We start from the raw sequence: 10771 nt of genomic DNA, 5'->3' as shown, positions 1-10771 counted from the left end.
CGCCGAGAAAGACATGGACGCGGACCGCCGGATCGGCGTCGCCGCCGGCAAGAGCCGCAGACATCGTCGCGTACATGGCGCGGGTCAGGGCGTTCTTCTTGTCCGGACGGTTGATACGGATGATCTGGATGGCGCCCTGGCGTTCGACGAGGATTTGGTCTGTCACGGATTGGTCCTTTGCGAATTTCGGGCCTTTGTGAATTTCGGGCGTTGCGAACGTCAGGTTGAAATCAGCGCCTTGGCGGCAACGGCAAGGCTGTCGGCGCCGCCGATGACGCGCTCCTTCAGCGCGCCCACTTCGCCAAGCAGGTTCTCGGCGAAGAAACGGCACAGCGCGATGCGGCTTTGGTCGGCAAGCGCGCCGCGCGCCAGATAGGTCCCACCAGCGGCAAGCGAGATCAGCCTGAGATAGGGTGTGGCGCCGGCCAGCGCATCGTCCGAACGGCCTTCGGCTTGCAGGTCTTGCAGGAAACGGCTCGCCTGTGACAGGTCGTCGAGCGCCTGGTCGAGGTGATCGGCGGTGCGGCCGAAGCCCTCAAGGTTCGACGCTCGCACCGCATCGGCGACGGCCTTGAGTTCGGCGATATAGCCATGCACATGCCGGCCGCCGCCGAGCGGCAGCTTGCGCGTCACCAGATCGATCGCCTGGATGCCATTGGTGCCTTCGTAAATGGGCGCGATGCGCGCGTCGCGATAAAGTGCTGCGGCCCCTGTCTCCTCGATGAACCCCATGCCGCCATGCACCTGCAGCCCGAGCGAGGCGACCTCGACGCCGACATCGGTGGAAAATGCCTTGGCCAGCGGCGTCAAAAGATTAGCGCGCTCCTGCCAGTGCTTTGCATCTTCGCTTTGCGACGCAAGATCGATGGCGTGGGCGCAGGAATAGCAGATGGCGCGGGCAATCTGGGTGAGCGCCTTCATGGTCAAAAGACTGCGTTGGATGTCGGGGTGATGCACGATCGGCGCCATGCCGGCACCGCGATAGCTTGCCGCCTTGCCTTGCCGGCGGTCGTTTGCGTAGGCGAGCGCCTTCTGCGTCGCCGCCTCAGCGACCGCGACGCCCTGTATGCCGACGGCAAGGCGCGCATTGTTCATCATGGTGAACATGCAGGCGAGGCCCTTGTTCTCCTCGCCGATCAGCCAGCCGATCGCGCCAGGCGTGCTGCCTTCGAAGCCATCGCCATAGATCATGGTGCAGGTCGGCGAAGCGTGGATGCCCAATTTGTGCTCCAGCCCGGAGCAGAAGACGTCGTTGCGTGCGCCCAGCGCGCCATCGTCGCCGACGAGGAATTTCGGCACCAGGAACAGCGACAGGCCGCGCGTGCCGGCCGGCGCGTCCGGCAGCCGCGCCAGCACCAGATGGATGATGTTGTCGGTGAAATCGTGCTCGCCATAGGTGATGAATATCTTTTGCCCGAAGATGCGGTAGGTGCCGTAGCCGGCCGGGTCGGCGCGCGTTCGCAAGGCATTCAGGTCCGAGCCTGCCTGCGGCTCGGTCAGGTTCATGGTGCCCATCCATTCGCCGGAGACCAGTTTTTCCAGATATCTGGCCTTGAGTGCCTGCGAGCCATGCTTGTCAAGTGCTTCGACCGCGGCCATCGTCAGCGTCGGGGCAATGCCGAACGCCATCGAGGCGGAGTTCCACATTTCGAGCGCGGCGACGCCGAGCATGGCCGGCAACGCCTGGCCGCCATGCGCTTCCGGCGCGGACAGCGCATTCCAGCCGCCGCCGATCCAGCGGCGATAAAGTTCCTTCCAGCCGGGCGGGGTAGTGACGGCGGCGCCGTCGAGCACCGCGCCGTGCTGGTCGCCGATCGTGTAGAGCGGCGCCACCTCCTCGCTGGCGAAACGGCCGGCCTCTGCCAGAATGGCGTCGACGAGGTCCTCGCCGAGTTCGCCAAAGATGGCGGCATCGAGCGCCGGCTTCAAGCCGGCGACATGCTTCAGGGTGAAGGCGATTTCCTCGACCGGTGCCCGATACATGGCGCTCGTTCCTCCTCAGTCCAGCGGGTCAACTTAAGACCCGTGCCGATGCAAGACCATCTGCTTTCGGGCTTCCCTGCCCATCTTCTTTTTACGTAAACGTCAACTTTTGTCACGCAGATTTTGCAGTTGCTGGCTCGCCTGCGAAATTACGCAAAGTTGCACCACGCACTTGATCTGTACGGCTATTTCCCGTACAAGTCGTCCATCAGGGGTGACGATAATGCCGAACCAGCAGACCCGTACCGCTCGTCTCGAAGCTCGTATTTCGCCGGATATTCTGGACGTGGTGAAACGCGCCGCCGAAATCCAGGGCCGTAGCGTCAGCGACTTCGTGGTCGCTGCCGCTCAAGAGGCGGCTCAGCGTACCATCGAGAACACCACCATCATGCGTATTTCCGTCGAGGATCAGCGCGCCATGATGGAGGCAATTCTCAATCCGCCCGAGCCCAATGAAGCACTGCGCAAAGCTGCCGACGCCCACAAACGGCTGGTCGTCGAAACCCGGTGACTTTCGCCGTCATCATCGAACCGCTCGGCGGATCGCATGATCGCAAGGCTTTCAGCTGCGGGGTACCGGCGCTCGACCGCTATATCCGGGAGCAAGCCAGCCAAGATGTCAAACGCCGAGTCGGCAATTGCTTCGTTGCCGTGGATGGCGATGGCGGCGCGATCGCCGGATATTACACTTTGGCGGCGTCGAGCATACCAATCGCGTCCTTGCCTGACGAACAGACAAGACATCTACCACGCTACCCGGTCCTGCCTGCGATATTGGTCGGCAGGCTGGCCGTCGATGCCCGATACCAGGGGCGGCGGATCGGGTCGGCGCTGATCGTGGATGCGCTACGACGCAGCGTTAGCGCTGCCCCGGCAGCCTTCGCGTTGATTGTCGATGCAAAGGATGACCAGGCGGTCGCGTTTTATCGCAAACACGGCTTCACCTCATTTCAGAGCCGCCCGCTATCACTGTTCCTGCCCATAGCAACAGCGTTGAAACTATTTGGCTGACAATCGCAACCTTCGCTTTCCTCTAGAGGAGCACCAAGGGTCGCTTCGCCTGCGCTCCAACTCGCCCCCTCGGCAGCCGAAGCATTTCCTTAACCATGGCGGCTCAGGATTGGGCTTTGGCCAGCAAGGACCTGCTGTTTGAAAACGCCGGCGCACCCCCTTGTCCGCTCAGCGCTTCTCCTTGTCGCGGCCGCGATGACCCTGGCGCTGACGCCGGCAAAGGCCTCGGATTTCTCCGAACCGTGGAAGGATGCGGACCGGGCGCTGGTCGTCGACGCCTACGAATACAATTCCATCGACTGGACCCGGCTAGCCGCCGACAAGCGTCTTGTCGGCTTCATCAACAAGGCATCCGACGGAATGCCGCCACCCTATTTCTGTTTCGGCGACGAGACCGAGATGCGGCTGTGCAAGACGCTTTGGAAGCGCCATGCGATGGCACAGGAACTGTTCCAGACGCGCAAGGTGGTGGCTAAGGCGCTGGGCCTGAAATGGGGCGCCTATCATCTCGCCCGCCCCGGCAACCCCGTGGGGCAGGCCAATAATTTCATCAATTTCGTGAAACCCGGGCCGGATGACCTGCTTGCCCTCGACATCGAGGACGATGATCCCACCCAATGGATGTCGCTCGAGGATGCCGAGGAATTCGTGCGCCATGTGCATCGTCGGGTTGGCCGCTTTCCGGTGCTCTACACCAACGGCACGACAGCCCGGCATATCGCCGGCAACAAGTATAAATACCCGCTCCTGTCCCGGCTGCCGCTGTGGTACGCGCGCTACAAGCCAGACATCGATGTGCATTTTCCGATGGGCAACTGGCAGGGCTATGCGCTCTGGCAGTTTTCGGCGCGAGCCAATTGCGGCCGGTTCCGCTGTCCTTACCGGGTCGCGGGCACACCCAACGATATCGACGTCAGCGTCGCGCCGATGAACGCGACGGACTTGCGCGCGCAGTGGCCGTTCGGCGGCCTGATCGACGTGCAGCCGGATTACCTCGCCTCAATACCGGTGCCGCTCTCACGCGAGGCCGGGCTCGCCGGCACTGCCATGACCTACGCCACCGTGGCAGCACCCGCGAGCCTCGAGCAACTGGTCGCGGTATTTAGGACGCGCTTGGCCAGGTTCAGCAGCGGCTTTCAAATGCCTGCGGCGAAGGCGGCGCCGAGCCTTCCGCGCGGGATTGCCGAATATGTTGCCTGGACGCGAAACGAAGAGCGCCTGGCATCGATGTCTGGAATTGCCCCCACCGCCGATGCGGTCAGCAGCGTCTCGACCGGATTCGACCGCGGCCTGCGCTGAGGTCGAGGGCCGCCTGAAGCGTCAGTTCGCCTGCTCGCGCGCCACGGCCAGCCAGCCAATGTCGCGGCGGCAAAAGCCTTGCGGCCAGTCGATCCGGTCGAGCGCTGCGTAAGCCTTCTTCTGCGCCTCGCCGACGGTGCGGCCGGCCGCCGTGATATTGAGCACGCGACCGCCATTGGCGACGAGTGCGCCGCCGTTTATGGCGGTGCCGGCATGAAATATCTCGACGCCCTCGCCCGCCGCCGCCTCGACGCCGCGGATGACCGAGCCCTTTTCCGGCGTGCCGGGATAGCCCCTGGCTGCCATCACCACGGTGAGCGCCGCCTCGTCGCGCCAGCGCACCGAGGTGTGTGCCAGCTGGCCGTCGGCGGCGGCGTTGAGCAGGACGAGCAGATCGTCCTTCAGCCGCATCATCAGCACCTGGCATTCCGGATCACCGAAACGGGTGTTGTATTCGATCAGCTTCGGCCCCTTGTCAGTGATCATCAGCCCGGCGAACAGCACGCCGGAAAACGGCGCGCCTGTTTCAGCCATGCCGCGCATGGTCGGCTCGACGATCTCGCGCATGGTGCGGTCGATCATCTCCGGCGTCATCACCGGGGCCGGCGAATAGGCGCCCATGCCGCCGGTGTTCGGGCCAGTGTCGCCGTCACTGAGGCGCTTATGGTCCTGCGCGGTACCGAAGGGCAGCGCGGTGGTGCCGTCGCACAGGCAGAAGAAACTTGCTTCTTCACCGGTGAGAAACTCCTCGACCACCACTTCCGCGCCGGCCTGGCCGAAGGAGCCGTCGAAACAGGCCTCGAGCGCGGCCAGCGCCTCGTCAAGCGTCATCGCGACGGTGACACCCTTGCCGGCAGCAAGACCGTCGGCCTTGATGACGATCGGCGCACCCGTCTTCTCGACATAGGCCCTGGCCGAAGCCAGATCGCCGAAGCGGCCATAGGCGGCGGTCGGGATGCCGTATCTGGCGCAGAGGTCCTTGGTAAACCCCTTTGAGCCTTCCAGCCGCGCTGCTGCCTTTGACGGGCCGAAGACGCGGATGCCCTGGGCGCGCAGGTCGTCGGCAATGCCGGCGACCAGCGGCCCTTCCGGCCCGACCACGACGAGGTCTATTTCATTCTCGCGGCAAAACCGGACCACCGCTGCGTGATCCGCAATATCGAGCCTCACCAGCTCGGCTTCGCGGCCGATGCCCGGATTGCCGGGAGCCGCGTAGAGTTTGGTCAGCAGCGGCGACGCCGCGATCTTCCAGGCCAGCGCGTGTTCTCGTCCGCCGGAGCCGATCAACAAAACACGCATGCCCAGATTCCTCGTCATTCCAAGACCAGGACTGCGCTATTGCGCCGCGCGCGACGGGTCAAGACATTTGGCTGGCGAAGCGCCGATTGCGCGTGGCGAGCGGTCCGAGCCTGCTTGACGCTTGACGGCATTCGCCGCTGCTGCCACTCCAGCAAAATGGAAACCGTCCAGTCGAAAGCGGCCCAGGGCCGCGTCGCCGATGCGCCGAGCGGCCACTGGGTCTATCGCGCGCTGCCGCGGCGATTGTGGCCTTATGCGCAGCTTGCCCGGTGGGACCGGCCGATCGGCTGGCAATTGCTGCTGTGGCCATGCTGGTGGTCGGCTGCCCTTGCGGCGAGCGCCTATTCGCGTCCGGCGGATCCGCTGCTCTCGCTGCTGCCGTCGCCGTGGTATCTGCTGCTGTTTTTTCTCGGCGCGTTCGCCATGCGTGGCGCCGGCTGCACCTACAATGATTTGGTCGACGAGGACATCGACAACCAGGTGGAACGCACGCGCTCGCGGCCGCTGCCGGCCGGCAAGGTCACGCGCCGGCAGGCCTGGATGTTTGTTGTCGTGCAGGCACTGGTCGGCCTCGCCGTGCTTTTGCAGTTCAACAGCTTCGCCATCTCGCTCGGCATCGGCTCGCTGGTCATCGTCGCCGTCTACCCATTCATGAAGCGGTACACCAATTGGCCGCAACTCGTTCTCGGCCTTGCCTTTTCCTGGGGCGCACTGATGGGATGGGCGGTCGAGTTCGGCGATCTCGATGGGCCGGCAATCATGCTCTACATCGGCTCGATCCTGTGGGTGATCGGCTACGACACGATCTATGCACATCAGGACAAGGAAGACGACGCCATCGTCGGCGTGCGCTCGACGGCGCGCCTGTTCGGCGACAATACCAAGGCCTGGCTGGCGGGGCTTTATGGCGGAGCGCTGGTCTGCTTCGCCATTGCCTTCGCCTCGGCACAGGCACCTGTGCCGGCGCTGGCCGGGCTGATCGCCGCCGGCGCGCATATGGCACGGCAGATTGCGATGCTCGACATCGACGATCCGGACCAGTGCCTAAGGCTGTTCAGATCGAACAACCAGGTCGGCTGGCTGATCTTCCTCGGCCTGATCGGCGGCGCGGTCTGGGTGGCGCTGAAGCCGCTGGTTTAGCTACTCCCGCGAAATAAGCTCCTCGCCGCCGATGACCAGCCTGAGGCCGAGGTCGCCGGCGCGGCGGCGGGCGAGGAAGCGCGGGCGCCGCATGGTCGAGACGCGGCCTTTGCGGCGGTCCTGCGCCGGGAGCGCCTTGATGGCGGCGCCAAGCGATTCTTCCAGGGTGCGGGCAATGCCGTCGGCCTCGATCAGCAGCATCGGCAGGCGATAGGCGTCGGCCCAGGCGCGCCAGTCGGCGGCGACGTCGTCGAGATCGTCGGCGACCAGCAGCGGCACCGACAGCATCGGGTCGTTATGCAGAAGCTCAAGCGTCACTGTGACATTGCCATCCGGATCCTCCATGGCGCGGGCGGCGACGCCGCGAAACGCGTTGGCGGGCAGAGCGATGATCGCCGGCACGCCGCTCATCTCCAGCGTGCGGCGGATAACCGCGCCGCGCTGGTCGATGGTGAAGGTGACGTCGCCATAGTCGTCGCGCGTGGCGTAGCTCACCACCTGCGGCAGGCGGAATGGGTCGAGACGCATATTGCGGCCGGCCCAGACTGGCTTCAGTCCAGTGTTCATATCGTGCCTTTCCTGTTTCTCCTGAGAGCCGGTGTTTCCGGTTCTCCGGGCCGGTTTTCCCAGCCTCGTTGTGGAGAAACATTAGCGCGAGCTTCTTATCCTCGCGCTTAAGAAAGTCGGTTAAATTTTGCTGATCCGGGGCGGATGGTTATCGGAATGCGAACCGGCGCAGGCCGGCGAAAGGATCAGATAACCTTACCGGGATTCATGATGCCGGCCGGGTCGAAGCCGGCCTTCACCCTGCGCATCAGCTCGATCGCCATCGGCGGCGCCGTCGCGATCAATTCGTCTCGCTTCAACTGGCCGATGCCGTGCTCGGCGGAGATCGAGCCATGAAACGAGCGCACGACGTCGTGCACGGCCTTGTTCATGACGTGATAAAGGCCGAGAAACACCTCGTCGTCGCCGTCGACCGGCCGGGAGATGTTGTAGTGCAGATTGCCGTCGCCCATGTGGCCGAAGCAGACGACGCGTGCGCCGGGACTGACCGATTGCACGGCGCCGGCGGCCTTTTCGATGAATGGCGGGATCGACGCCACCGGCACCGAGATGTCGTGCTTGATCGAGGCACCTTCGGGTTTCTGCGCCTCGGGCAGCACTTCGCGGAAATTCCAGAACGCATCGCCCTGGGCGATGCTTGACGCGATCACCGCATCGCTGACGATCCCTTGCTCGAGGCCTGCCTCCAGCACCTCCTCGATCAGCGCCCGTGCATCCTCGGCCGAGCGGCCCGACGAGATCTGCATCAGCACATACCACGGCCAATCGCCGGCCAGCGGCCGCACTACGCCTTGTGCGTGGCGTAGCGTGAAGTCGTAGGGCCTCTGGCCGATCAGCTCGAAGGCGGTGAGCGCTGCCCCGGCACGGTCCATCGCCAGACTGAACAGCGACAGTGCCGCCTCCGGCGATGCCAGGCCTGCAAACGCCACCTCGCGCCCCTTGGGCTTGGGGAAAAGCTTGAGCACGGCGGCGGTGATGATGCCGAGCGTGCCTTCCGCGCCGACGAACAGGTCCTTCAGATCATAGCCGGTATTGTCCTTTTTCAGCTTGCGCAGATCGTCGAACACTTCGCCGGTCGGCAGCACCACTTCGACGCCGAGGCACAGCTCGCGCGCATTGCCGTAGGCAAGCACGCCGGTGCCGCCGGCGTTGGAAGAGAGATTGCCGCCGATCTGGCAGGAGCCTTGCGCGGCAAGCGACAGCGGAAACAGCCGGTCGGCGGCATCGGCCGCTTTCTGCAGCGTCTGCAGGATGACGCCGGTTTCGACCGTCACCGTGTTGGACAGTGTATCGATCTCGCGGATGCGGTTCAGCCGCGACAGCGACAGCACGATCTCGCGGCCGGACGCGTCCGGCACCTGAGCGCCGACCAGCCCGGTGTTGCCGCTTTGCGGCACAATCGGCGTGCCCGTTTCGCTCGCCAGCCGCATGATGCGGCTGACCTCCTCGACGGTCCCCGGCCTCAGCACCAGAGCCGTCCTGCCGTGCCAAAGTCCGCGCCGCTCGGCGAGGTAAGGCGCGATGTCCTGCTGGTCGCGCAGCGCATATTTGTCACCGACGATTGCCGCAAAGCGCGCGACGACGGCCGGGTCGAGGTCAGGGGAAATGTCGTTCATGGGTGGAAACTATGGTGCTCAATCCATCTTGTCACGAGGGGCGATCCTGTCACGCGGGGCGGCGGCGCGCGAAAGCCGGTCATTGATCGCCTCGCCCAACCCGTCGAACGGGATCGGCTCGACGGCGATGGTTTTGGTGCCGCTGCGATCGAGATCCTGCAGATGAGCGAAGAGATTGCTTGCCGCCTCGCGCAGGTCGCCGGTCTCCGACAGGTTGCGCAGTGCGGCTGCATCGCGCCAGCCTTCGGCACGGCGGCCACCGAAGGCCAGCAAGGCTTCGCCTGGGGCAACTTTGCTCGCATCGAGCCGCACCGCCGCACCTGGCGCATAGTGCGAGGCGAGCATGCCGGGCGCCTCGATGCTCGAAGCGCCGCGCAGCAACTTCACCCCGGCGACCGCTTCGATCTCTTCGGCAGCAATGCCGCCCGGCCGCAGCAGCCGCAGCTTTCCAGCTTCGACCTTGACGATGGTCGATTCCAGCCCGACCGGCGTCGCGCCGCCATCGACCACAAGCTTGATCCTGGGACCGAGGTCGGCCGCCACGGCTTCGGCCGTCGTGGCGCTGATCCTGCCCGAGGAATTGGCGCTGGGCGCCGCAAGCGCGCGGCCGAACCTGGCGATCAGCTCGCCGCCAAAGCCTTTCGGCATGCGCAGCGCGATTGTGTCCAGCCCTGCGGTGACCAGCGGATGAATGCCGTTGCCGGGCCGCTGCGGCAGCACCAGCGTCAGCGGCCCCGGCCAGAATGCCTGCGCCAATCTTTTCGACAGCGGATCGAACAGCGCGATGCGCTCGGCCATCGCCGGATCGGCTATATGAGCGATCAGCGGGTTGAAGCGAGGTCGGCCCTTGGCTTCGAAGATACGAGCCACGGCAACGCCATTGGTCGCGTCGCCGGCCAGCCCATAGACGGTCTCGGTCGGGATGGCGACGACATCGCCGCTCTCGAGCAGCGCCAACGCCCTTTCCATCGCCTCGCCGACGGCACGAATTTCAGCCACTGTCGTCACCTCACGGATGCGGGTGCCTAATACGGCGACGCCGAGCGAGCAAGCCCAGGCGTTGGCGAATCGCAAATCACTAAAATGCTATGTTTCCCCGCAAGCCGGCATCAATTGCCCTCGGCTACGATCCTGTCTTGTTGGGCAAGGGGAATTATCATGCTTTCGATGCGTATTCTTGGAGCGCTTGGTCTGGCGGTTATGGCCAGCACGGCACAGGCTTCATCGCTGGTTTTTCTCGGGCAAACGACGGCGACGCCGTCAGTGGCAAGTGCCAGCGCGGTGGAGCGGGCGAAAACACCGTCGATCATCGCGCTCGGCGAGAAGTTGCCTGACGTCAATGAAAACGTCACCGATGAAAAGGTCGCGGCGATCCCGAGCCAGCCGAAACATGGCTTCACCGGAAGCCCGATGATCATTCACGGCGGTATCGTCGGCGATGCCTTTGCGACGCCCGCGCCAAAAGCCGCGCCGGCCACCGCTGCCGCGCCCGCCGCGAACAGCAAGGCCGACCCAAAGGTCGCCAGCAAAACCCCTGAGCCGGCGGCGCCGCAGCCTGCGCCGCTAGCAACTCCCGACCAGCCCAAATAGCGACTGAGCAGCGCCGGAAGACCAGGGCCGCGCGAGTGCGCCGCCCTGGTTCATGGACTGAAGCGCAGTGAAATCTCAGGCTGCTTCTTCTTCGTCCGTATCGTCGGCGTCGTCCGATTCTTCGTCGTCAGCGTCTTTTTCGCCGGCGGCGCTTTCGGCCTTCACGCTGTGCTCGTCTTCCTCGTCATCTTCGTCTTGTTCGTCGTCGTCCGAGAGGGTAGCCGACTTATCGTCTTCGGTACCTTCGTCGTCGGTGTCTTCATTGT

The 10771-nt window shown here is 64.5% G+C and carries 10 protein-coding genes and 2 pseudogenes; 5 read left to right on the top strand and 7 right to left on the bottom strand.

Annotated features, from left to right (window positions below; translation table 11 throughout):
• Nucleotides 1-223, bottom strand: a pseudogene (locus E5W70_RS27755) (hypothetical protein); the annotation flags it as partial.
• Nucleotides 220-1983, bottom strand: a complete 1764-nt coding sequence (locus tag E5W70_RS27750; RefSeq protein WP_292664467.1) for an acyl-CoA dehydrogenase — start codon at nt 1981-1983, stop codon at nt 220-222. The gene E5W70_RS27750 and the pseudogene E5W70_RS27755, both read right to left, overlap by 4 nt.
• A 223-nt stretch (nt 1984-2206) precedes the next feature.
• On the opposite strand from E5W70_RS27750, the gene E5W70_RS27745 reads away from it, so the two are divergent.
• From E5W70_RS27745 to E5W70_RS27735, 3 genes are all read left to right on the top strand, one after another.
• Nucleotides 2207-2494 carry a DUF1778 domain-containing protein gene (locus E5W70_RS27745; protein WP_292664465.1) on the top strand — a complete coding sequence of 96 codons (288 nt, stop codon included), beginning with the start codon at nt 2207-2209 and terminating at the stop codon, nt 2492-2494.
• Nucleotides 2491-2994 (top strand): GNAT family N-acetyltransferase, encoded by a 504-nt coding sequence (locus E5W70_RS27740; protein WP_292664463.1) that lies wholly within the window; start codon nt 2491-2493, stop codon nt 2992-2994. Before E5W70_RS27745 ends, E5W70_RS27740 begins: the two co-directional genes overlap by 4 nt.
• Before the next feature lie 195 nt (nt 2995-3189).
• Nucleotides 3190-4293 carry a GH25 family lysozyme gene (locus E5W70_RS27735; protein ID WP_292664470.1) on the top strand — a complete coding sequence of 368 codons (1104 nt, stop codon included), beginning with the start codon at nt 3190-3192 and terminating at the stop codon, nt 4291-4293.
• A 21-nt stretch (nt 4294-4314) separates the two neighbouring features.
• Here E5W70_RS27735 and purD read toward each other — a convergent pair whose 3' ends face one another.
• Entirely contained in the window at nt 4315-5592 is a 1278-nt protein-coding gene (gene purD, locus E5W70_RS27730) for a phosphoribosylamine--glycine ligase (RefSeq protein ID WP_292664461.1), read from the bottom strand.
• Between the two features lie 156 nt (nt 5593-5748).
• Between purD and ubiA the strand changes: the two genes are divergently transcribed.
• Nucleotides 5749-6732: a 4-hydroxybenzoate octaprenyltransferase gene (gene ubiA, locus E5W70_RS27725; protein WP_292664459.1), complete on the top strand. Its 984-nt coding sequence runs from the start codon at nt 5749-5751 to the stop codon at nt 6730-6732.
• On the opposite strand, the gene E5W70_RS27720 is transcribed toward ubiA, so the two are convergent.
• From E5W70_RS27720 to E5W70_RS27710, 3 genes are all read right to left on the bottom strand, one after another.
• Nucleotides 6733-7299, bottom strand: a complete 567-nt coding sequence (locus E5W70_RS27720; protein WP_023674094.1) for a DUF6101 family protein — start codon at nt 7297-7299, stop codon at nt 6733-6735.
• Between the two features lie 185 nt (nt 7300-7484).
• The gene (locus tag E5W70_RS27715; protein WP_292664457.1) at nt 7485-8915 is read right to left on the bottom strand and encodes an FAD-binding oxidoreductase; all 1431 of its coding nucleotides are present in this window, start codon (nt 8913-8915) and stop codon (nt 7485-7487) included.
• 18 nt (nt 8916-8933) lie between these two features.
• On the bottom strand, nt 8934-9914 hold the full coding sequence (locus E5W70_RS27710) for an L-threonylcarbamoyladenylate synthase (RefSeq protein WP_292664455.1): 981 nt from the start codon (nt 9912-9914) through the stop codon (nt 8934-8936).
• 201 nt (nt 9915-10115) lie between these two features.
• On the opposite strand from E5W70_RS27710, the gene E5W70_RS27705 reads away from it, so the two are divergent.
• On the top strand, nt 10116-10505 hold the full coding sequence (locus E5W70_RS27705) for a hypothetical protein (protein ID WP_292664453.1): 390 nt from the start codon (nt 10116-10118) through the stop codon (nt 10503-10505).
• Nucleotides 10506-10580: 75 nt separating this feature from the next.
• Here E5W70_RS27705 and E5W70_RS27700 read toward each other — a convergent pair.
• Nucleotides 10581-10771, bottom strand: a pseudogene (locus E5W70_RS27700) (ATPase (modular protein)); the annotation flags it as partial.

Source organism: Mesorhizobium sp., assembly GCF_005063415.1.
Lineage (GTDB): Bacteria > Pseudomonadota > Alphaproteobacteria > Rhizobiales > Rhizobiaceae > Mesorhizobium.
Note: the sequence above shows the minus strand (reverse complement) of the source record. Positions and strands in the feature narration are given on the sequence as shown.

Excerpts from the sequence above, each read along its gene's own strand:
- E5W70_RS27750 (WP_292664467.1), bottom strand. The coding sequence starts at position 1,983 with ATGTATCGGGCACCGGTCGAGGAAATCGCCTTCACCCTGAAGCATGTC.
- E5W70_RS27745 (WP_292664465.1), top strand. The coding sequence starts at position 2,207 with ATGCCGAACCAGCAGACCCGTACCGCTCGTCTCGAAGCTCGTATTTCG.
- E5W70_RS27735 (WP_292664470.1), top strand. The coding sequence starts at position 3,190 with ATGACCCTGGCGCTGACGCCGGCAAAGGCCTCGGATTTCTCCGAACCG.
- purD (WP_292664461.1), bottom strand. The coding sequence starts at position 5,592 with ATGCGTGTTTTGTTGATCGGCTCCGGCGGACGAGAACACGCGCTGGCC.
- ubiA (WP_292664459.1), top strand. The coding sequence starts at position 5,749 with ATGGAAACCGTCCAGTCGAAAGCGGCCCAGGGCCGCGTCGCCGATGCG.
- E5W70_RS27720 (WP_023674094.1), bottom strand. The coding sequence starts at position 7,299 with ATGAACACTGGACTGAAGCCAGTCTGGGCCGGCCGCAATATGCGTCTC.
- E5W70_RS27715 (WP_292664457.1), bottom strand. The coding sequence starts at position 8,915 with ATGAACGACATTTCCCCTGACCTCGACCCGGCCGTCGTCGCGCGCTTT.
- E5W70_RS27705 (WP_292664453.1), top strand. The coding sequence starts at position 10,116 with ATGGCCAGCACGGCACAGGCTTCATCGCTGGTTTTTCTCGGGCAAACG.